Genomic DNA, 21,630 nt, shown 5'->3' on the forward strand with positions numbered 1-21,630 from the left:
ATTTGAGTGGCCTTCTTATTTGCTTGCGATTTATTCAAGTGCTATGCAGCAAGCTTGTGACACTTAGAACTTGTAACTGACACTCACTCTCGCATTCACTGGCTCAGCGACGGTAATGTTGTTGTCATTGTGAGCAGCTGAGAAATACGCTTCATCTAAGAGGTTTTCAATATTGAATTGAACACTGGTTTTCTCGTTAACTTGGTAATAAGCTGCTAGGTCAACGCGAGTAAAACTAGGTAGCTCAACGGTGTTAGACAAAGAAGCGAACTGCTCCGATTGATATACAAAACCAAGACCTAAACTCAGCTTTTCGCTAAATTCATAGTTGTTCCAAAGCGATAGCATATTCTCAGGGACTTGCGACAAAGTTCGGTTGCTAACGATACCATCGCTAACTCGGCCCATTTCCTCAGCATCTAGTTGGCTATAACCTGCGTTGATTTGCCATTGGTCAGTAAGATAACCGACCACTTGTACTTCAAATCCACTGGTTTCTGTGCCAGTAAGTAGAGAACGTTCGGGGTTGCTAGGGTCAACCACAGTGCCATTTTCACGCTCTATTTCAAAAATTGCAGCAGTTACTGCAAGCGTATCTGTTGGATTCCACTTTACGCCGATTTCTTTATTCAAGAATTCTTCAGGCGCAAGCGCTTCACTGCTCAGATTAAGCGTTAAAAATTGATCACCAGAGCGCGGCAAAAATGATTTGCTATAACTAACATACAGAGACAGGTTCTCATCTGGTTTAAAGATAGCACCAAGTCTTGGCGATACTTCAGTATCTTTGCGGCCAAACAAACCCTGGGTATCGTTTCGAAGGGCAACATTGTCTGTAACATCAATATCAAAACTGTCGTAACGCAAACCTGCGACAAGAATTAACCAATCGGTGACGCGAGCTTCGTCTTGGAAAAACACCGATGTGAATGTTACGTCAGATGCTCTGTCTCTGGTATTGCGCTGCTCTTCAATGGGGGGCGCCACAAAGATACTATTCAATGGGATAGTAAACTTATCACTGCCGTTGAAACGTAATTCATCACGTTTGTTTGCAGTGTCTTGATTACCATATTCTGCACCCATTAGGATAGTGTGCTCAATCTCTCCTGTCATAATTTGACCAACAGCATTGATTTGCAGAATAAGGTTTTCACGCTGTGTCGGATCGATGTAGTTATCAATCGTCACTAGGTTCGTTTCTGCATCATATCCGGCAGGGTAAAAGTTTTGGTATAGCTTATCGTAGTCAGCAAATTGCAATGTACCGTTTATTGACCAGTCATCGTTAATGTTATGTTCAAGTACCGTTCGAGCGATATGACCTTCAAAAGTCGTAAGGTTGAAGTCTGGATCGCCAAAAAGCGTTTCATCTTGACCCACCAATGGTTCATTACCATTTGACGGCACACCACGGTCAATAACGCGCTCATCATCGACGTATTCATATGACAACGTTAACTTGGTTTCTTCACCAACATAAACAGAGTAGGTCGGGTTAATTGCAACGCGATCGCCTTCTTTCCCATCACGATGGTTTTCCATTGATTCGTAGAATGCGTTTACTCGGAGCCCTTGTTCATCGTCGATCTTGCGATTGATATCAAGTGAAACCGAATGGGCAGAGAAAGTATCAATCCCGGCATTCACTGACGCAAAACTATCGGTTAAGTCAGCTGTTTTTGAAACACGGTTAACGATACCGCCACCGCCACCGCGACCAAAGAGTAGGGCGTTAGAGCCGCGTAATATTTCTACGCGCTCAAGGTTGTATAAAGGACGGAAATATTGCACATCGTCGCGCAGACCATCAATGAAGAAGTCGGCTGTTGTATTTTGCCCGCGAATGGTCATTTGATCGCGATGATCTTCACCTTGCCCTGCGGAAGCTCCTGGCGTGTACTGAAGAATATCTGCCATGCTGCTTAACGATTGTCTTTCAATCTGGATTTTATCAACGACCGAAAGGGAAGATGGTACATTGATTAGAGCCGTAGGTGTTTTTAATGAGTCTGCAGAATTTTGCCCAAAGAAAGCACCTCTAACAGTGATCCTTTCAACAGCCTCTGCCGCATCTAAGTTAGCTTTGCTTGAAAAAGAGCTCGCCGCTAATACGGCGGAAATTGCTAAGCAGGTTTTTGTAAACTTCAATGTTAACTCCACTAATATTGAGATAATTTCATTATTTGCGGGCATTCTATAGGCATGTAATAAGATAGTCAATGCAAATGATAACGATTCTTATTAATGTTGTTGTGCGAGTAGTATCTTTTGTTCTAGTTGAAGGTTTGGGAGTGCAGCAATTAAGGCTGAATAAGCGGTTCTCATACTGGACCCCAACGTATAATTTTACCCTTTATTTCAGATGCTTAGCTAATGAATTATCGTCTAGTCCGATACGAGTAAGCAGGGCATCATATCGTAGATCATTTTTAATAGGCTCGAGTCTCTTATCGACACGGGTGAACACTAAGCAATTTGAACGAGATGAGACCGCTTCATTCAAAAGTGAAAATGCCCGTTCAAAGTCATCTAAAATGATGTAGTTGACTGCACTTTCATAGGGACACATATACTTATTCAGTGATTCTGCCTTTTGAAGTAATGAGGGTATTCTTTCTTTTTTACCAGCATACCCATAAGCTTGAGCCAATGCTAAGTAAGCATATGGAGATTCTGGGTCGAGCTTAATCCCTTTTTCCGCTATTTCAATTGCGCCAGTATAGTCACCATCTAAGGCTGAAGAAACACTAGCACCGCTGAAAACCATCCCTACCTGAGGATGTAAGCGTATTTGTTTTTTTGCCCATTCCCTAGCAAACTCTAGGTCGCCTACCATGGCCAAAGCCCAATGTCCCCAATCAGCAATTTCGACATTTAATGGGTCTAGCATTGTTGCTTTCTGCAATGCTCGATTGACTGATTTTTTATCTCCCATTGATGCAAAGTAGAGCGCAAAGCCTAGTTCTGTTAATGCTAAATCTGGGTTAGCTGTTTTTGCTCTGTTGAGAATTTTCCATGCATCTTCCCATCGCCAAGCAAGCACATAAGCTAAGCCTAATGCTGATAAAGCCTCGGCTGATTGGGGATCCTGAGTCAGTACTGCATTTACCGACGTAATGACCTTTGGTAGCACATCCGCAGGCTTTTCAAAATATGCCATAATAATGCGGTAGGCATTCGCTTTCGCGACTAAAGCGAGAATAAACGTAGGGTCTAATGTGATTGCTTGGTCAAACAGTTCAATTGATCGCAACAACGATGCATGGTTGAGGAGGTTAAGTTGTTCTTGACCTTTAACATAGAGCTCATAGGCCGCTAAGTTTTCCGTAGGTAGTGCACTCAATAGGGCTTTTTCGCCCTCGCCTAATACAATCTCCAATGACTCAGTCACGGTATTGGCAATATTATTTTGAATCGTAAAATAGTTTGACTCATTGACGTTAGTTTCAAAGTCTCGACTCCAAATGAGCTTTTCTGATTGTAGGCCAACCATATCGGCGCTTATTCGAATGTAGCCACTGCCACTGCCACTGTGATTGATTACAGCGTTCAAGACATAACTAACGTCCGGTAATTTATTGCGAATATGAGAGTAAGAAGGATCCTCTCTAAAAATAAATGCGGAAGAGGCAGGAATGACTCTCAAATCAGGAACATGGTTTAGTTTTCGTATGACTTCCCTTGTCATTTGATCAGCGAACGCTTGCCATTTTTCATGTTCAACAGACGACACGGCGAAAGGTAATACAAGCACAAGCCGTCGTTTATCTTCGTTACTTACTGACGTTTCGTTGGTCCACCATAGCCAAAAGCCAATAAACAATACGATTGAGATAAATAGTGTAGTTAGGCGCCTAATGTTTCGTTGATTCTTTACTGGTATTTCATTCAATTGAGGCTGAGCCAACTCCTCAACATCAGCTACAAACTGGTAACCACGCCCGCGAATTGTTTTGATCACGCTTTGTAATTCGCCGCTATCACCGAACAGTTTGCGAGCACTTTTAATGTGGTTGCTTAAGGTTGTATCAGTCACTTCTCGGTTGGCCCAGATTTGTGCAAACAATTCGTCACGAGAAATAACGGTATTTCGATGATTCAGTAAATAGACAATGACATCAAATACTTTTGGTTCAACAGGCACCGTCTTGCCCGAATCACTAAATGTAAATTGCGTTGTATTGATATCATATTGAGAGACACGATAAATCATGAACCTAGTCTTTCCTAACCATGGTGTATTTCCAATATTAACTATTTATGTCGTATAAGTCTTGTTGCATAACGTAAGCTTATTCATTCGTTAGGTAATCATTAGGCAAGTGTTACTGATAATTCATGTAAATAACACGAGAAGTTACAAAATAGGAATTGTCGCAATCTAATTTAAGGAAACTGCTGTGCCTAATCCAATTGAAGTGCTTATAGACCCTATTTCACTATCGTTGCTCGCTTTATTTTTTCTACTATTCATTGTCGAAAAGGCGTTTCCTGCGAGATATCAGCCGATCAGCAAAGGCTGGTATTTAAGAGGGGGTATATCGTTCATCGTCTACTTTTATGTGGCCACATATTTGCCATTAATTTGGGACAAATATTTACAAGCTTATCAACTATTTGATCTAACACAGGTGAGCACTTGGCTGGGTGTTCTGATAGCTTTACTGGTCTTCCAAGGACTATTGTATGTGTGGCATCGTTGTATGCATCAGAGTGATTCCCTGTGGCGTATTTTTCATCAAATGCATCACAGCGCAGAGCGAGTAGATACGGTAGGTGCTTTCTACTTTAGTCCTTTCGATATGATTGGGTTTACCTTTCTTGGTAGTATTGGTTTAGTGTTAGTGGTGGGTATTAGCCCGCAAGCGGCGACTTATTTTTTGCTGATATCGCAATTTTTAGTTGTTTTTCAACATTGCAATATCCGCACACCCCATTGGCTGGGTTACATCATTCAACGCCCAGAAAGTCATAGTATTCACCATGCTAAAGGCATACATGCATACAACTACAGTGACTTACCTATTTTTGATATTGTGTTCGGTACGTTCAGAAACCCGAAGCGTTACGATGTAGAAATAGGCTTTTACCATGGCGCATCAGCCCGAGTATTAGAAATGCTTAGGTGGAAGGATATTTCCAGAGATAAGAGATAACAATGCACTCGAGTGTGCACTTGCTAAATGCAAGTGCACGACCTCTTGGTCTTATGCCTTAAGTAGATTACTGAGTTTAGGCTTCTGCCTGCTCCTTTACCAAACCATTGCTTTGCATGATGGCTTTGATTTCATCTACGCTACTAGGATCGTCTATTGTGGAGGGAGTGATAAAATCTTGGTTTTCTGCTATTTGACGCAAAAGCTTCCTGAGGATTTTGCCTGAGCGTGTTTTTGGCAAGCGGGGCACAACGATGGTCTGCTTTAAGCAGGCCACAGCACCTATTTCTTTTCTCACCATTGCCACTAGCTCATTCTGAAGCTCTGCTTCGCTGATGGTAGCGCCGTCTTTTAACAAGGCCAAACCGACAGGGACTTGCCCTTTTAAACTATCATAGACGCCAATGACGCTGCACTCAGCAACGGCATCATGAGCTGCTAGAATCTCTTCCATTTCGCCAGTTGATAAGCGGTGACCGGCAACATTAATGACATCATCAGTCCGACCCATAACAAATAAATATCCGTCTTCATCAATGTAACCACCATCTCCGGAGCAATAGTAACCGGGGTATTCGGTTAAATAGCCAGAAGCGAAACGATCGAAATCGCCCCAAATACTGGCTAAACAACTTGGCGGCAAAGGCAACTTGATGGCAATAGAGCCTTGAGTATTTGCAGGTAGAGGCTTTCCATTGTTATCCAAAATCTGCACATGAAAGCCTGGTACAGGTTTCGTTGCAGAGCCCGGTTTGGTCTCTAACTTTTCAATTCCGACCAAATTAGAAGCAATTGCCCAGCCAGTCTCGGTTTGCCACCAATGGTCAATGACTGGTTTTGCGGTTTTCTGTTTAGTCCATTCATATGTTGGTGGGTCAAGACGTTCACCCGCCATGAAAATACTATGTAAGCTGGATAGGTCATAATTTGCCAACAAAGATGCCTCTGGATCTTCTTTTCTTATTGCACGAAACGCAGTTGGGGCAGCGAAAATAGCATTGACTTTGTATTCCTCAATGACTCGCCAAAATGCACCAGCGTCAGGCGTTCTAACAGGCTTGCCTTCATACACGATACTAGTGCAACCGTGCAATAGTGGAGCATATACAATATACGAGTGACCAACTACCCAGCCAACATCAGAAGCAGCCCAAAATACATCGCCTTGCTGCATATTGTAGACAGCAGACATCGAGTATTTTAAGGCGACTGCGTGACCACCATTATCGCGCACAACACCCTTGGGTTTACCCGTTGTTCCTGAGGTGTAAAGAATATAAAGAGGATCTGTTCCTTTTACACTGACACAGTCTGCTCTCGGTGCTTTGCAGACCGCGCTAGCCCAATCAATATCGCGACCTTCTTGCATTGAGGCCAGGCATTGCTTTCGTTGTAACAAGATAACTTTGTCTAGTTTGTGAGAAGCGAGTCTAATTGCTTCATCAACCATGGGCTTGTACTCAATGGTTCGATTGATTTCTATGCCACACGAAGCGGTTATTAATAGGGTAGGTTGGGCATCGTCAATTCTAACTGCGAGCTCGTGTGCAGAAAAACCACCAAAAACAACCGAGTGGATGGCGCCAATCCGAGCTGACGCTAGCATGGCGATGACTGCCTCGGCTATCATAGGCATATAAATGACGACGCGATCACCTTTACCAACACCATGACTTTGCATTAGGCCCGCGAAGTGAGCTACTTTCTCGAGCAAGTCATGATACGTGATTTTTTGCTTAGTTGAGGTCACCGGTGAGTCGTAAATGATAGCAGTTTGATCGCCACGGCCTTGCTCTACATGATAGTCAAGCGCCATGTAGCAAGTGTTCATTTCACCATCGGCAAACCATCTTGCAATCCCATTATCGTCTTCAGATAAAATTTGTTCTGGTGCTTTAAACCAAGGTAAGTCCGTCGCTTTTTTTCGCCAAAATGCCTCAGGATCGTTTATGGATGCTTGATATTCAGTGTTGTAAGACATGCTCATTACCTTCTATTATTCTGTCTTCATGCTGCGCAATTACAGTGAAGAGCATGATTTGATGAATTATTTTTTTAGTTAATCTTGGCTTGTGCCAACTACCATAATGCAAAGTAACAAGTGGCGATATGCGACTTCAGTTTTAGCTATGAAAGTTTTCAAGCGAGCTTTCAATTTTGTTAGAGGTCAATACGACTATAATCGCGTTGAATAACTCAGGTAAAATGCTAGCATCTACCTATACATCCCTAACGAAGTTCCACTGTGCTCGCAGCTCTGAAACCATTCTATCCCGTTCTGTTTTTACTCGTCTGGAGTGCTGGTTATGCCATGGGTAAACTTGCGTTGGTTTATACCGAACCATTCAATCTGTTGGCGTTCCGATTTTTCGGTGCATTTTTAGTTCTTACCCCTTTGGTACTTTTATGGCGATTACCGATACCTAATTTTCGCCAATCCTACGCATTAATGGGGACCGGGCTTTTCTTACATATAGGTCACTTCGGCAGTATTTACCTTGGAATGAAACTGGGGGCGAGCGCGAGTATTATGGCTCTCTTTGCGGCGTCACAACCGGTTTTGGTTATTATCTCTAGTGCATTACTCGCCAAGAGAGTGCCTGCGTGGAATGTATGGGCTAGCTTAAGTTTGGGTTTATTAGGCGCAGCTCTAATTATTGGTGTAGATATGGATGGAAATGAAGGATATTTATTGGGAGCTATCCTTGGTTTTACCGCCGTAGTTGGACTTTCTATCGGCCAAGTCATTGAAAAGCAGAGAAAGCTAGGTGTTCATCCTATTGTTGCTACATGGGTGCAATATGCGTTTGCCTCCGCGATATCTATCCCTTTTGCTTTGTTCTTTGAAGGCTTTGTTATGGAAAGTAGCCTACCTTTTTGGGGGGCAATTTCATTTTTAGTGATTGGTAATTCGATTGTTGGCATCTTATTAATGTTTGCAATGGTTAGGCAGGGCTCTATAGCAAAAGTTGCTTCTATCATGTTCATGGTACCTGCGGTTGGGGCCTTAATAGCATGGCTTGTTGCAGATGAAGTGCCACAGCTAATGATGATACCTGGCTTCTTGCTTGCAATGTTAGGTGCCTTATGGACAAATAAAATAGCCTCGAGAAATTAAAGGCTTGTTGCTTAGTGATTGTCTGAATAGGCCGACTCAGTTATCATTCGCACGCCTGAATAATTCAGGATCGATAATCCTGAGCGAATTCCAGAGGTGATAAACCTCTCACCTTTTTCAATCAGCCGTCACAGCAACAGAGTGAAAGTCTTTATGACCCAAGCAGAAAATATCCAAGGTTTATTAGCGCCAATTAACGCATTTCTTCTATGCGAAACACCTCAAGCTTGGGTAGATGAGGCTATTAAGCCGAAAAATCTTTCTATTGTGCTACTTGACCATTTAGTGTGTGAACTTAAAGCAGCACAAAGTGCCATGTTTTTGATTCGTCGTTACGCGGTGGACAAAGAAAGTGCTCAGGCACTGCTAGCTTGGTTAAAGCCATACGAAGACTTCACTTATCGAATGCAAGGAGATTGGCGAGATTTAGCGAAGCATAACAAGCTTAATAAATCTATGATGGCGCTTGAAGGTAATCAATACGGACAAGAGCTCGTTGATAAAATGGTCTTGTTGATAAAGGAAGAGTTACATCATTTCTATCAAGTACTTGAAATGATGGAGCATTATCAGGTGTCGTATGAAAACATCAGTTCAAGTCGTTACGCAAAAGGCATGCTTAAGCATGTAAAAACGCACGAGCCGAACGCGCTAATTGACAAGCTAATTTGTGGGGCCTTTATTGAGGCGCGCTCGTGTGAACGCTTTGCTAAGTTAGCGCCATTTGTAGATAAAAAGCTGGGCGATTTTTATGTTTCGTTATTACGGTCTGAAGCACGCCATTTTGAAGACTATTTGACGCTGGCTGAGTCAATCGCTGGGCAAGATATATCAGTAAGAGTGAATGAATTCGCACAAATTGAAGCTGAGCTGATTGTGTCGAGCGATGATGACTTTCGTTTTCACAGTGGTGTACCTACTCAGGGATTGAGCACAAACTCATCTTTGCGGATGAATAGCACGTCTCCACTTTGATATTTCCCATCAATAATATCCACGATATATTTACTCAAATGCTCGCAAGTCATGGCATTAGCATTTGACAGATTTAAACCATCTCTAAATTTCGTATCAATGGCACCAGGGCAAACACAATAAGCATCATATCCATCATTTGCTAAACTCTTAGATAGTGTTAATACACCAGCTTTCGCACTGCAATAAGAAGACCAATTGCCATAGGCATTGAAAGCTGCGGTTGAAGAGATATTAATAATTTGCGTATCTGGTTTCGCTTTAACTGCAGCTTGTGATACCAAAAACGTACCAATTAAATTTACGTTGATATCGTTTATCCACTTCTGGGGATCGGCATCTGCAAAACGTGCCGGATGAATGCTGCCAGCATTATTGATGACAACATCAAAGGACTTGTCGGCAAAGAAATTTGCGACGGCTTCTGGTGAGCTTACATCTAAGTCTTTGCGGCTAACTGTTGTGATGTCGAAGCGTTGCTGGTGTTGCTCCTTAAAACTACTGGCCCAATCACCTGCACCACCTGTTATTAGCACGTTCAGCATTACTTCACCTCAGGGTTTTGGTGAACATCTGCTTCATCAACCAGTTTTTTGTATTGATTATATATTTTCGTTTTTAAGTTCGAGCTGCTTACGCCAGCGCCGTAAGGGAAGTAGAACACTTGCACACCTAAGTCTCGCAAATAGTCATACTTACCACGCCAATCATCACCCACAACAAAAATATCAATATTTAGGTCTTTTACACGCTCTGAGTGCTCTAAGGAACGCTGTGGAATAACGACATCAGGGTACTTTAGCGCTTCAATAATGGCTATACGCTCTTCAAACGGAACGCTAGGTGGCTTTTTGTATGTGCAAACAAGTTCATCTGTGCTAACGCCGACAATCAAGGTATCGCCCAAGCCGGCGCCGTATTCAATCATTTTTAGATGATTGCGGTGGAAAAGATCAAACGTACCGGATACATAGACAACCGTTCTCATAAACGACTCCTCGTTGTTTTTGTTTAATGTTTGAGCTCAAGCTTCTCCACTAACTCCATTTCATTGACTTCGAAAGTCACGGTATATTCACCGGCTTGCGATTCAGAGTCACGAGGGAAGGGGAAGTTTATTAACTTAGCTTTCGTTGAATCAAAACTGAAGCGACCTATCACTTTTCCATTTGGATCGCGCAGGGTGGTTCTCACATCAGTTGTCGGTTTTTTACTAAACTGTGGACGAACAAGTAACCTTTCAACACAGACGAGTTCTTCAAAACGCGGCGGCTGACAGTATGTGGGGGTGGTATAGACCTGTTTCAAATAAATATTGCTAGACAAATCTCTTTCTAATTCACGGATAGTTTCTTGTAAACGCAACTTTTCTTTAGAAAATCTTAATGACTCTTCATTTACCTTGGCAAGTTCATTGCGAAGGACTTGAGTTTGTGTCGAAAGGTCGCTGTTTTTATTGTTCAAATCAGCCATGCGTTCTTTCATTGAATTTAATTGCTTACCTAAGAAACTAGCTTGGACAGCGTTATCACTGCACTCTTCGGCATTGTAGACCTGGCTACTGGTGATTTTTGCTCGTTCTCGCGCCTGTTGCTTGGATAATGCTAACGCTGCAGCTTGGTCATTACGACATTGAGCAAGTTGTGCAATATTTCTATCAACTAACCCTCTTGTCTGGGTCAATTGCGTTTGAGCGCTTTCGCTTGAAGACTCTAGGAGACTGTTCTTTGCCTCAAGTGCCTCTATTTCTGCCTCTAACTTAGTATTGGCGTCAAGTAAGCTGATCATATAGTCGGTATCTATCGCGTCAGAGTCTTTCTGATTTTGTTGAATATAAAGTGCGGCGAGAATCACGATGTTTATCACAACCAGTACTAAGTACTTGATGCTTCTTTTGAACATGTTAGATGTCCTTATCAAATTGCAAGAATGTGATGACGCTTTCTACTACCTGTTGGGCGTCGAGTCTGAGGGTTAATGAAAACTCAACTTGGAATGATAGACATCAATGAGTTGTTTTTCAAACACTTTTGGCCATATTGTCTGATTTAAAATTGTCGGGTTTCTAACGCGAGTGAATCGGGCGTTGCTACTAGGATGCTTCCTTGATCGTACCAATCTCCCAAGACGATGCGTTGCATGGGTTTGCCGTTAATTTTGAAGTGGTGAACGAAGGGGCGGTGGGTATGTCCATGGATTAAGAGATCCACTTCGTGATTGCGCATAGCGTCTTCGACTTCAGACTGAGTAACATCCATGATATCTGCGGTGAGTTGTTTTTGATTGTTTTTACTTGTTTCTCTGCCTTTCTCTGCGATGTTTTTTCGCATACTTAAAGGAAGCAATAACATTAGACGTGGCCACCACCAACTGCGAGATTTTTTCCTGAATTTCTGATATGCCACATCGCGTGTACACAATTCATCACCATGCATGATTAAGGCTAAGCGCCCATATAAATTAATCACGTCTTGTTCGGGGAGAATTGTCATACCCGCTTTTTCAGCGTATTCCTCACGAATCGCAAAATCACGATTGCCGTGAATAAAGTAAATAGGGACAGTTTTGCTTAATGTACGAAGTGCTTCAGCGATGCTTTCTGAAAACTCGGTGATGTTGTCATCGCCAATCCAGACCTCAAATAAGTCGCCGAGAATATATAAGGCGTCAGCTTGTTTAGCTTCGGTTTCCAGAAAACGGAACAAGCATGCGTTGATATCATCCCGATCTGCACTTAAGTGCAGATCTGAGATGAAATAAGTGACCGGTTTATTCAACAATGCTTGCCGATTCAATTACAACGTCTTCTAAAGGCACATCTTGATGCATGCCCATGTTCCCAGTTTGTACGCCTTTGATTTTTTCAACAACGTCCATGCCTTCAATCACTTCAGCAAACACGCAGTAACCGTAGCCTTGTACATTTGGTGCAGAGAAATCAAGAAAGTCATTGTCTTTCACATTGATAAAGAATTGCGCTGTTGCAGAATGCGGGTCTTGCGTTCTTGCCATTGCCAATGTGCCAGTTTTGTTGCTTTTGCCGTTGTCCGCTTCGTTCTCAATCGGATCATTCGTTGATTTTTGTTCTAAGCCAGCTTCAAAACCACCACCTTGGATCATGAAGTTACCGATAACACGGTGGAAAATCGTACCGTTGTAAAAACCTTCTTTTACGTAGGTAATAAAGTTTGCCACTGTTTTCGGTGCCGCATCTTCAAATAAGGCAATTTTGATGTCGCCGTGATTTGTTGTTAATAACACATGTTGCATAATGTCTTCCTAATATCAGAGAAATTTTGTCGCAATGTTAGCGTAAAACACCCACAAGACCAATGCTCAAGCGTTCATTTTGCTGCTTAATTCACAAAACGGGTTCACATTTATGGCTTGAGTGCTAGAATTCGCGGCTAATCATAAAACCAACATAGGTAAATAGCGCTGATGTTACAGATATTCAACACACTCACTCGTAAGAAAGAACCCTTTACTCCTTTAGTTGAGAACAAAGTGGGTCTTTATGTGTGCGGAATTACTGTTTATGACCTGTGTCATATGGGGCATGCTCGCACTTACTTAAGCTTTGATATTATGGTGCGTTATTTACGTCATGCGGGATATGAGGTGAACTACGTTAGAAACATCACCGATGTTGACGACAAAATCATACAGCGAGCTATTGCCAATAATGAAACGCCAAGTCAATTGACTGAGCGAACCATTGCTATGATGCATGAGGACTTTGCTTCAATTAATCTTTTAGAGCCTGATGTTGAGCCGAAGGTGACTGAGCACATGGACGAGATCATCGACGTGATACAGCGTTTGATGGATAAGAAGTATGCATATCAAGCGCCGTCGGGTGACATTTTGTTTGATGTTAGTTCGTACGAAGCCTATGGCCGTTTGAGCAAGCAAGACCTAAGTCAGCTTAATGCTGGTGCGCGGGTTGAAACTTCAAGTGACAAAGATGATCCGCTTGATTTTGTACTATGGAAATCGGCGAAACCTGAGGAGCCTAGTTGGGAGTCACCATGGGGCAATGGCAGACCAGGATGGCACATTGAATGTTCAGCTATGAATCACAAACACTTAGGTGAACACTTTGATATCCACGGTGGCGGTTCAGATTTGATGTTCCCTCATCACGAAAATGAAATTGCGCAATCATGCTGTGCATTTGATACACCATATGTGAACACTTGGATGCACGCGGGTATGGTACAGGTAGATGACGTAAAAATGTCGAAATCACTGGGTAATTTCTTTACATTGAGAGATGTGTTGAAAGTACATGATCCTGAAACCTTACGCTTTTTCCTCATGTCTGCTCATTACCGCAGTCAGTTAAGCTATTCTCAGGACAGTATCGCGCAAGCAAAAGCGGGATTAGAAAGACTATACACTGCACTACGTGGCATCGATGCCAACTTAGATGTAGCGTTATCCAAAGGTGGCTATTTGTCTCGTTTCGAAGCTGCGATGAATGATGACTTTAATATGCCAGTGGCTTTCTCTGTATTATTTGATGTGGCTAGAGACCTGAATAAAGCAGAAGGTGATGAAGCTGCCGACCTTGCGGGTGTTTTACAAAAACTGGGCGGTATATTAGGTATTCTGCAAATGTCACCTGCCGATTATTTGCAAGGAAATATTGCAGGAGAGGGCAGTGATGAATTTGCCTCAAAAGTAGAAGCGTTAATTGAACAACGCAATACGGCACGCTCAAATAAAGATTGGCCGGCAGCCGACGCAGCGCGCGATGCACTTAACGAGTTGGGCGTGGTGCTAGAAGATAGCGCTTCCGGCACCACTTGGCGTAAAGCTTAGGTTCTTGTTACGTCTACGTACAGCTTGAGTTTTTGCCCAGGCTGTAAGTAGCGCTTACTGTTCAGATCATTCCACTTAGTAATGTCACTAATTGAAACTTTAAACTTGCTGGCTATTCGAGATAATGAATCACCGTTTCTAACCGTGTAGGTCAGTTTGCGCATGATGCTATTGTCAGTTTGCTGGGGCGATACTTTATTTACCCAAACGACAAGGTCTTTACCTAGCATCAATGGATCTCGTGGTGCCATACCATTCCATTTTGCTAGTTCACGCACTGACACTTTGTATTCGCGAGACAAATCCCAGAAGGTATCACCACTCTTAATCTTATGAGTGAGTTGATAGGCCCCTTTCTTTTGAGCTTGAGTTCGGGCTAAGCGCTGATCTGCCGATAGTGAGTATTCTTCTAGGCTTTTCAATGCAACCGGTACTAACAAGTAATCGTTTGCGTATATGACGTTATTCTTCATGCCATTAATGCTTTGAATCACATCAATCGTGGTGTGATATTTATTGGCAATAAGACCAAGACTTTCACCCGACTTCACTTTATGGCGTACCCAATTTAATCTATCTTTAGGATCGGTGTCTTGTAGCGCCAGCGTAAATGTTTCAGCCACTCGCTTAGGTACGACTAAACGGTGTGGACCATCCGGATCAGTTGCCCAGCGATTAAATCCAGGGTTTAGAGCATGTAACTCTTCTGTTGTTAAACCAGCAAACTTCGCTGCCATAGCAAGGTCAATCTGAGAACCGACATCAACAATTTCAATCACCGGCTGATTGCTGATTTCAGGCCAATCAAAGGTATATTCTTGTTGATTTGCAAGAATATCTGACAGGGCCAATAGCTTCGGCACATAGGCACGTGTTTCGCGAGGTAAGTCTAAAGACCAAAAGTCCGTTGGTTTACCGCGGCGTTTGTTGTTTCGGATTGCTCGCATGACACGACCTTCGCCACTATTGTAAGCGGCCAGAGCATGTAACCAATTACCATCGAAAAGTTTATGAAGGCGCTGAAGGTATTTAATTGCACCTTCGGTAGAAGCGATAACATCACGACGACCGTCATACCACCATGTTTGCTTCATACCATAATTTTTGCCGGTGCCAGGGATAAACTGCCACATGCCTGCAGCACGCCCATGCGAATAGGCGAAAGGATCAAATGCGCTTTCAACGATAGGTAATAAAGCCAGTTCCGCTGGCATGTTGGCTTTTTCTAACTCTTCAACGATGTAATATAGAAATGGCTCAGCGCGCTTAGAGACTCGTTTCATGTAGGACGGGTGACGCAAATACCATCGACGTTGATTTTCAACTCGTTTTTGATCAGGCACCGCAAACGTCAAACTCTGACGAACTCGTTCCCAAACATTGGTAATTTCGATAGGGGCTGGTACTTCATCTTCAATTAGTGTGAGTTCAACCGGTTTCGCTGGATGAACGACTGGAAGCACGCCTTCTGCGTCACTTTCACAATAGGTATGGTCAGCGTCGACAGCGACGTTGCAGCTTAAATCGTTTGCAAAGGCAAAGTTTTCTTGGCTGGTATTCTCAATTTCATGCCCAATCTCATGCTCACTCTCGCTCGAGTTAGATGCATTATCGGTAGTCTCACTTGGTGTGACGAGGCAACCCGTCAACACTAGGGGCAGCATAGCTGCGAATATGTATTTCATTAGAACCTAATTTTATGCGCAAATTTATTGTTGTGTACCGTTATCGGTATCTGTTTTTATGGTGTTTTTATTCTTATTTTTGATCACCAACTCGTTCATCGACGAGTAAAAAAACAATCCTTAATCATACCTAATTCAAGGTGCAATTAATAACTGTCTTTTCGCGAACGTAAAGCCGCAAATACTTCGACTGCATTGGCAGGTGATAAGTTCATCTCTTTCGCAATGTTTTCCTCTATGCGTTTGTCCTCACAGCGCAGGAAAGGATTAATTCTTTTTTGCGTTTTGATATCGCTTGGCAGGGTAATTTTTCCAAGTGCTCGAGTTTCTTCGGCCCACCGGCTATATTCCTGTAATGCCATGTTTTCAGGGTCGACGTGTTTTGCAAATGCCAGATTTGCAAGTGTATATTCATGAGTGCAATACACTTTGGTATTCTCTGGAAGTGCGGCAAGTTTACTCAATGACTTGTAGAATATTTCTGGGGTACCTTCAAACATGCGACCGCAGCCAGCAGAAAAAAGAGTGTCGCCACAAAATACTAGGTCTTCATTAACGTAGCCGATGTGGTCCATTGTGTGACCATGAAGTTCGAGGACATTGAGTGTGACAGACGGGCTTTCAATGGAAACAATGTCTCCTTCCGATAAATTATGCGTTAAGCCTTTAATATTAGGGTTTTTGGGACCATATACAGGCACGTCGTTGTGCTTCTCTTTGAGTGCTAGAACGCCACCCACATGGTCATAGTGGTGGTGAGTTATAAGAATTGCAGTCAGTGTTAAATCTGCTGATATCAGGGCTTCTTCTACAGGCTTAGCTTGGCCAGGGTCAACAACAATGGCGTATTTGCCGTCATGTAAACACCAAATATAATTGTCATCGAAAGCGGGAATTGCGAAAATCTGATTCATCTTAGCCTCATTAAAATATCTATGCTATTAAGTGTGCAGTATGAGTATTACGCTTGCAAGTAGAGTCGTGTTCACTATAACCTTAGGCCAAGGTAAATTAACTAACAAGGTTTATGTGGCGTGATGAAATCAGCACTAAGTGCGGTTAAGCCTCAGTATCCTACTGGATGGTCTGATATTAGCCAAGGCGAGCTGATTAAACAGGAGCTTGAGCTAGCCTGTGCACCTTTAGTTGAGCGGATATTTGGTTATCATTTCGTCCGTTTAGGAACGCTCAGTGGTGATGTCGCCTTGGTTAATTCGCCAATAAAACACATCGTTAATCTAAGCGAGCCCATAACTGCAGGTTGCAATGTCAGGGGTATCTCGCGAGAACTACCTCTTCAACAAAACTCCGTTGATGGTTTCTTGTTGGCCGCCGAGCTAGATTTTGCTCAGGATCCTCACCAAATTTTACGCGAAGTTGATCGTGCCATCACTGCTAATGGGCAAGTCATTATTGCTGGATTTAACCCTTTCAGTATGGCTGGCGTGCTTAAATACTTTCCTATAAATAAAGGCAATTTATTGCATCAGGGACGCTTCTTCACCAGCGCTAGAATAAAGGACTGGTTGCAGCTTTTGGGCTTTGAAATAGTCGAGCAGGAGTATGTTATGTACTCGTCCTTATTTGCTAGCAAACGCTTTTCTCAAGGATCAAGAATACAAAAGTTTTGTAAGCGGTACTTGCCAGGCTTATCGTCAATGTACGTCATTGTGGCGAGGAAAAGAGAGATACCACTTTCGACGATAAAACCTAAATGGAAGGTGAAGAAGCCAAGTTTTTCTGCAGCAAGTGCTAGAGTGAGCCATCGCGACTCACTCTAACTATCTTAAATGACAGTTAAGTAGCTCGACAAGCTACTTAACTTTCATGCCAGGCTGGGCGCCATCATGAGGCTCAAGAATAAAGAGGTCGCTGCCACCAGGACCAGCCGCTAGCACCATTCCTTCTGACATTCCAAAACGCATCTTACGTGGTGCTAAATTAGCCACCATAACAGTCAGTTTACCTTCCAACTCTTCAGGTTGATACGCTGATTTAATACCAGCAAATACCTGTTTTGTTTCACCACCCAAATCCAATTCTAAACGAAGGAGCTTATCGGCTTTTTCAACGTGTTCGGCTTTTGCTATTCGAGCAACGCGTAAGTCGACCTTGGCAAAGTCTTCAAAGCTAATCGTTTCAGCGATAGGATCTTGTTCGAGGGGCGTTCCAGATTGAGTTTCAAGCGCCGGTGTAGAGGCTTTCTTTTTTGCTTCTTTCGCTGGTTTTGTTGCTGGTGCTAGACTTTCTTTTGAGTCTTCGATGATAGCATTCACTTTGTCCATCTCAACGCGTTGCAACAGCGCTTTGAACTTGTTGATTGAATGACCCAATTTAACTTCTTGTGCGCTGTCCCAATTGAATGAGTCATTCAAGAATGCTTGTGCCTGCTCTGATAACTTCGGCATAACTGGCGTTAAATAAACCATGAGGATACGGAACAAGTGGATACCAAGAGAGCACACATCATGAGTGAATGCTTGTTTAGCTTCATCTTTAATCGTCACCCAAGGTGCTTGTGCATCAATATATTGATTTGCTTGATCAGCTAATGCCATGATATCGCGGACGGCTTTATGATAGTGACGAGCTTCAATATGCTGAGCAATACCTTCACTGGCTTTCTGGAAGGTAGCAAGTAACTCAGGGTTTTCAATGTTATCAGACAGTTTGCCGTCAAAGCGTTTAGTGATAAAGCCTGCACAGCGGCTAGCGATATTGACAACTTTACCCACTAAATCAGAGTTTACTTTCTGGACAAAGTCTTCAAAATTTAAGTCGATATCTGTTACCGAATCGTTTAATTTCGATGCAAAGTAATATCTTAAGTATTCGGGGTTCAAATGCTCTAAATAGGTGCGAGCCTTAATAAATGTGCCGCTCGATTTGGACATCTTAGCGCCGTTAACAGTCACGAAACCATGAATGTTCACACCCGTCGGCTTTCTGAATCCAGCACCTTCAAGCATTGCTGGCCAGAACAAGCAGTGGAAGTAAGTAATGTCTTTACCAATGAAATGATACAGCTCGGTGTCAGTATCTTTTGCCCAAAACGGGGCGTCATCGATACCATTGGCATCGCAGAAATGTTTAAAGCTGGCCATGTAACCCACTGGAGCATCAACCCAAACATAAAAAAACTTGCCCGGAGCATTGGGTATTTCAAAACCAAAGTAAGGAGCGTCGCGACTGATATCCCATTGCTGTAGCCCTTGCTCAAACCATTCTTCTAGTTTGTTTGCCATCTCATTTTGTATAGCGCCGGAGCGGATCCAAGATTTCAGCATATCTTCAAACTTAGGAAGGTCGAAGAAATAGTGTTCAGAGTCGCGTAACACCGGTGTTGCACCGGACACTACCGAACGTGGGTTCTTTACTTCAGTTGGACTGTAAGTAGCACTGCAAACATCACAGTTGTCGCCGTTCTGGTTTTCAGCACCACAACTAGGACAATCACCCTTGATAAAGCGGTCTGGCAAAAACATTTCTTTTTCGGGATCATATAACTGGCTGATCACGCGTTTACTGATATATCCAGCGTCATTCAAATTGTTATAGACTAATTCACAAAGAGTCTTGTTTTCTTCTGAATGAGTCACATAATAATTGTTATAGTCAACGTGAAAATCAAGCAAATCTTGGTGATGTTCTTCGCGTGTTTTAGCGACCATTTGTTCTGGCGTAATGCCTAACTCTTGTGCTTTCAACATGACCGGTGTACCGTGCGCATCGTCTGCACACACGCTGTAACATTCGTGACCTCTCATTCGTTGGAATCGAGTCCAGATATCGGTTTGAATATGTTCTAAGAGATGGCCTAAATGAATTGAACCGTTTGCGTAGGGTAATGCACTGGTGACCAAAATACGGCGTTTTTCAGCCGTAGCAACTTGAGTAGTAGACATAGATTAAATATAGGTTTCACAAATAAAAATTAATGCGCAGATGGTAGCCCAAACAAGCTTATTTTGCATTACGTAATTCTATCGAATAAGTAGTTTTCTGACGCATCTTTATCCAAAAAGGAGTTTTTCGCCGTGTTTTCAAGAAAAAAGCTAGAAAGAAACGATGCAATTGAGCAGGCGGTCGCGTCATTTTTTAACCTTAATAGCGAACCAAAACACCGCGAAGCCATCGTTGCTTTAGCTGATGAGAAAAGCTTAGAGAAGGGTAAAAAGCAGGTTATTGAGCTCAGTTTGCCATTCTGTGCGAATTCACGTTTGGACGCACTTGCTGCTTATTTAACCGAGCAAATGCCATCCTTAAACAAGAGTGAAATAAAGGTTAGCTACAATATTCCTATCACAGCGGCGAAAACAACACCCATACCCAATGTTAAGAATGTGATTGCGGTTTCCTCAGGCAAAGGGGGCGTAGGTAAGTCGGCTACTAGTGTTAACCTTGCGTTTGCTTTGATGGAAGAGGGAGCACGCGTAGGGATTGTGGATGCAGATATTTACGGGCCATCTGTTCCGATCATGCTGGGTAACCCAGAGGCGCATCCAGCGAGTGAAGATAACCGAACTATGTTTCCAATTGATGTGCATGGCGTAGTTGCTAATTCTATCGGTTATCTAGTAGACAGTGAGAGCGCGGCCATATGGCGGGGACCCATGGCGACCAAAGCATTAAAGCAATTAATTTATGAAACGAAGTGGCCCTTGTTAGATTATTTAATCGTAGATTTGCCGCCAGGAACGGGCGATATCCATCTTACATTAGCGCAACAGGTTCCCTTGAGCGCAGCCGTCGTTGTTAGTACGCCTCAAACGATTGCTACTGCTGATGCGAAAAAAGGCATTGCGATGTTCGGCAAATTGGATGTGCCAGTATTGGGGATCGTTGAAAATATGAGCTATTTCCAATGTGCGTGCGGAGAGAAGTCCTATCCTTTCTCCAAAGGAGGTTCAGCTAAACTTGCACAACAATTTGAAATACCCGTGTTAGGCGAATTACCTTTGAGTAACGCTATTCGAGAGCATGCTGACGAAGGGAAGCCAATAGTGGTCTTTGATCCCGGCAATGAAGCCAGTCTTATTTATCGTGAAATCGCTCAACAAGTGTCTATAAAAATAGGCGCAGAATTGCCCCAGCACGCATTAGTAACGAAGCATACACAAGGAAATCCTGAGCTAGGTATACCTATTGTTAATCAACAATAAATGAAAATATTGCAAGCGCTGCGATCTGCAAGCATAATCAATCACATAAGTTTAGGTAAGCATTCCTAAATAGTGGTTGTTGTGTTTCAAGGAACAAAGTTATGCGTTTGTGTGACAAGGATATTCTAAAATATCTGCAAGAAGGGAAAATAAGCATCGTTCCTTCACCCGATTATGATCAAATCAGCGGCTTGACTGTCGATGTCAGGCTCAGTAATAAATTCAGAGTTTTTCAAGAACATGCAGCGCCTTATATTGATTTGAGTGGCCCGAAAGAAAGCGTTCAAAAAGCCCTCGATTCAGTCATGAGTGACGAAATTTGCATTGCAGATGAAGACTCCTTTTTCCTTCATCCAGGTGAGCTCGCGATAGCAGTTACGCATGAATCAATTACCTTACCAGACAATATCGTCGGTTGGCTTGACGGTCGTTCTTCACTTGCTCGATTGGGTTTGATGGTTCATGTCACTGCACATCGAATCGACCCAGGTTGGTCAGGTCAGATTGTTTTAGAGTTTTATAACAGCGGAAAACTTCCCTTAGCGCTGAAGCCTCTTATGAAAATAGGTGCAATAAGTTTTGAGATGCTTAGCGGTCATGCCGAAAAACCTTACAATGCCAGAGTAGATGCAAAATACAAAGGTCAAATAGGCGCAATTGCGAGTCGTATCAGCGCTGACGACAAGAGCGAATAAATGTAGTAA

General features: G+C 42.9%; 18 protein-coding genes. 7 read left to right on the forward strand and 11 right to left on the reverse strand.

Annotation, left to right across the window (positions count from 1 at the left end; genetic code table 11):
- Nucleotides 1-63: 63 nt before the first annotated feature.
- Both RM544_RS01255 and RM544_RS01260 read right to left on the reverse strand, forming a co-directional pair.
- Complete coding sequence (locus tag RM544_RS01255; protein WP_311359966.1) at nt 64-2,151, reverse strand: TonB-dependent receptor; 2,088 nt, start codon at nt 2,149-2,151, stop codon at nt 64-66.
- Between the two features lie 205 nt (nt 2,152-2,356).
- Nucleotides 2,357-4,216: a winged helix-turn-helix domain-containing protein gene (locus tag RM544_RS01260; protein ID WP_311359967.1), complete on the reverse strand. Its 1,860-nt coding sequence runs from the start codon at nt 4,214-4,216 to the stop codon at nt 2,357-2,359.
- Between the two features lie 187 nt (nt 4,217-4,403).
- On the opposite strand from RM544_RS01260, the gene RM544_RS01265 reads away from it, so the two are divergent.
- Nucleotides 4,404-5,159 carry a sterol desaturase family protein gene (locus RM544_RS01265; RefSeq protein ID WP_311359968.1) on the forward strand — a complete coding sequence of 252 codons (756 nt, stop codon included), beginning with the start codon at nt 4,404-4,406 and terminating at the stop codon, nt 5,157-5,159.
- A 76-nt stretch (nt 5,160-5,235) separates the two neighbouring features.
- Here the strand turns inward: RM544_RS01265 and RM544_RS01270 are convergent, their stop codons facing one another.
- Nucleotides 5,236-7,140: a propionyl-CoA synthetase gene (locus RM544_RS01270; RefSeq protein ID WP_311359969.1), complete on the reverse strand. Its 1,905-nt coding sequence runs from the start codon at nt 7,138-7,140 to the stop codon at nt 5,236-5,238.
- 264 nt (nt 7,141-7,404) lie between these two features.
- Between RM544_RS01270 and RM544_RS01275 the strand changes: the two genes are divergently transcribed.
- A complete protein-coding gene (locus RM544_RS01275) occupies nt 7,405-8,277 on the forward strand; it encodes a DMT family transporter (protein WP_311359970.1) in 873 nt (290 codons plus the stop codon).
- A gap of 153 nt (nt 8,278-8,430) precedes the next feature.
- Nucleotides 8,431-9,252: a tRNA isopentenyl-2-thiomethyl-A-37 hydroxylase MiaE gene (miaE, locus tag RM544_RS01280; protein WP_311359971.1), complete on the forward strand. Its 822-nt coding sequence runs from the start codon at nt 8,431-8,433 to the stop codon at nt 9,250-9,252.
- On the opposite strand, the gene RM544_RS01285 is transcribed toward miaE, so the two are convergent.
- From RM544_RS01285 to RM544_RS01305, 5 genes are all read right to left on the reverse strand, one after another.
- On the reverse strand, nt 9,198-9,797 hold the full coding sequence (locus RM544_RS01285) for an SDR family NAD(P)-dependent oxidoreductase (RefSeq protein WP_311359972.1): 600 nt from the start codon (nt 9,795-9,797) through the stop codon (nt 9,198-9,200). The two genes, miaE and RM544_RS01285, sit on opposite strands and share 55 nt — an antisense overlap.
- Nucleotides 9,797-10,240: an FAD synthase family protein gene (locus RM544_RS01290; RefSeq protein WP_311359973.1), complete on the reverse strand. Its 444-nt coding sequence runs from the start codon at nt 10,238-10,240 to the stop codon at nt 9,797-9,799. The genes RM544_RS01285 and RM544_RS01290 overlap by 1 nt, the downstream gene beginning before the upstream one ends.
- A gap of 23 nt (nt 10,241-10,263) precedes the next feature.
- Nucleotides 10,264-11,154, reverse strand: a complete 891-nt coding sequence (locus RM544_RS01295; RefSeq protein ID WP_311359974.1) for a hypothetical protein — start codon at nt 11,152-11,154, stop codon at nt 10,264-10,266.
- A gap of 146 nt (nt 11,155-11,300) precedes the next feature.
- Nucleotides 11,301-12,047 (reverse strand): UDP-2,3-diacylglucosamine diphosphatase, encoded by a 747-nt coding sequence (gene lpxH / locus RM544_RS01300; RefSeq protein ID WP_311359975.1) that lies wholly within the window; start codon nt 12,045-12,047, stop codon nt 11,301-11,303.
- Nucleotides 12,022-12,522, reverse strand: a complete 501-nt coding sequence (locus tag RM544_RS01305; protein ID WP_311359976.1) for a peptidylprolyl isomerase — start codon at nt 12,520-12,522, stop codon at nt 12,022-12,024. The genes lpxH and RM544_RS01305 overlap by 26 nt, the downstream gene beginning before the upstream one ends.
- Nucleotides 12,523-12,693: 171 nt before the next feature.
- On the opposite strand from RM544_RS01305, the gene cysS reads away from it, so the two are divergent.
- Nucleotides 12,694-14,079, forward strand: a complete 1,386-nt coding sequence (gene cysS / locus RM544_RS01310) for a cysteine--tRNA ligase (RefSeq protein WP_311359977.1) — start codon at nt 12,694-12,696, stop codon at nt 14,077-14,079.
- On the opposite strand, the gene RM544_RS01315 is transcribed toward cysS, so the two are convergent.
- Both RM544_RS01315 and gloB read right to left on the reverse strand, forming a co-directional pair.
- Nucleotides 14,076-15,764, reverse strand: coding sequence for a LysM peptidoglycan-binding domain-containing protein (locus RM544_RS01315; protein ID WP_311359978.1), 1,689 nt, complete (start codon nt 15,762-15,764; stop codon nt 14,076-14,078). The two genes, cysS and RM544_RS01315, sit on opposite strands and share 4 nt — an antisense overlap.
- Before the next feature lie 146 nt (nt 15,765-15,910).
- Nucleotides 15,911-16,678 carry a hydroxyacylglutathione hydrolase gene (gloB, locus tag RM544_RS01320; protein ID WP_311359979.1) on the reverse strand — a complete coding sequence of 256 codons (768 nt, stop codon included), beginning with the start codon at nt 16,676-16,678 and terminating at the stop codon, nt 15,911-15,913.
- Nucleotides 16,679-16,801: 123 nt separating this feature from the next.
- Between gloB and RM544_RS01325 the strand changes: the two genes are divergently transcribed.
- Nucleotides 16,802-17,545: a methyltransferase domain-containing protein gene (locus RM544_RS01325; protein WP_311359980.1), complete on the forward strand. Its 744-nt coding sequence runs from the start codon at nt 16,802-16,804 to the stop codon at nt 17,543-17,545.
- 33 nt (nt 17,546-17,578) lie between these two features.
- Here the strand turns inward: RM544_RS01325 and metG are convergent, their stop codons facing one another.
- Nucleotides 17,579-19,669: a methionine--tRNA ligase gene (gene metG, locus RM544_RS01330; RefSeq protein WP_311359981.1), complete on the reverse strand. Its 2,091-nt coding sequence runs from the start codon at nt 19,667-19,669 to the stop codon at nt 17,579-17,581.
- Between the two features lie 132 nt (nt 19,670-19,801).
- Between metG and apbC the strand changes: the two genes are divergently transcribed.
- Together apbC and dcd are read left to right on the forward strand one after the other, a co-directional pair.
- A complete protein-coding gene (gene apbC / locus RM544_RS01335; protein WP_311359982.1) occupies nt 19,802-20,926 on the forward strand; it encodes an iron-sulfur cluster carrier protein ApbC in 1,125 nt (374 codons plus the stop codon).
- A gap of 101 nt (nt 20,927-21,027) precedes the next feature.
- Nucleotides 21,028-21,621, forward strand: a complete 594-nt coding sequence (gene dcd, locus RM544_RS01340) for a dCTP deaminase (RefSeq protein ID WP_311359983.1) — start codon at nt 21,028-21,030, stop codon at nt 21,619-21,621.
- Nucleotides 21,622-21,630 lie beyond the last annotated feature (9 nt).

This window comes from Brumicola blandensis (assembly GCF_031846165.1).
Taxonomy (GTDB): domain Bacteria; phylum Pseudomonadota; class Gammaproteobacteria; order Enterobacterales; family Alteromonadaceae; genus Glaciecola; species Glaciecola blandensis.

What these genes read in the sequence shown, in the direction of transcription:
- RM544_RS01260 (WP_311359967.1), bottom strand. Translation starts at nt 4,216, where the DNA reads ATGATTTATCGTGTCTCTCAATATGATATCAATACAACGCAATTTACA.
- RM544_RS01270 (WP_311359969.1), bottom strand. Translation starts at nt 7,140, where the DNA reads ATGTCTTACAACACTGAATATCAAGCATCCATAAACGATCCTGAGGCA.
- miaE (WP_311359971.1), top strand. Translation starts at nt 8,431, where the DNA reads ATGACCCAAGCAGAAAATATCCAAGGTTTATTAGCGCCAATTAACGCA.
- RM544_RS01285 (WP_311359972.1), bottom strand. Translation starts at nt 9,797, where the DNA reads ATGCTGAACGTGCTAATAACAGGTGGTGCAGGTGATTGGGCCAGTAGT.
- RM544_RS01290 (WP_311359973.1), bottom strand. Translation starts at nt 10,240, where the DNA reads ATGAGAACGGTTGTCTATGTATCCGGTACGTTTGATCTTTTCCACCGC.
- RM544_RS01295 (WP_311359974.1), bottom strand. Translation starts at nt 11,154, where the DNA reads ATGTTCAAAAGAAGCATCAAGTACTTAGTACTGGTTGTGATAAACATC.
- RM544_RS01305 (WP_311359976.1), bottom strand. Translation starts at nt 12,522, where the DNA reads ATGCAACATGTGTTATTAACAACAAATCACGGCGACATCAAAATTGCC.
- cysS (WP_311359977.1), top strand. Translation starts at nt 12,694, where the DNA reads ATGTTACAGATATTCAACACACTCACTCGTAAGAAAGAACCCTTTACT.
- RM544_RS01315 (WP_311359978.1), bottom strand. Translation starts at nt 15,764, where the DNA reads ATGAAATACATATTCGCAGCTATGCTGCCCCTAGTGTTGACGGGTTGC.
- gloB (WP_311359979.1), bottom strand. Translation starts at nt 16,678, where the DNA reads ATGAATCAGATTTTCGCAATTCCCGCTTTCGATGACAATTATATTTGG.
- RM544_RS01325 (WP_311359980.1), top strand. Translation starts at nt 16,802, where the DNA reads ATGAAATCAGCACTAAGTGCGGTTAAGCCTCAGTATCCTACTGGATGG.
- metG (WP_311359981.1), bottom strand. Translation starts at nt 19,669, where the DNA reads ATGTCTACTACTCAAGTTGCTACGGCTGAAAAACGCCGTATTTTGGTC.
- dcd (WP_311359983.1), top strand. Translation starts at nt 21,028, where the DNA reads ATGCGTTTGTGTGACAAGGATATTCTAAAATATCTGCAAGAAGGGAAA.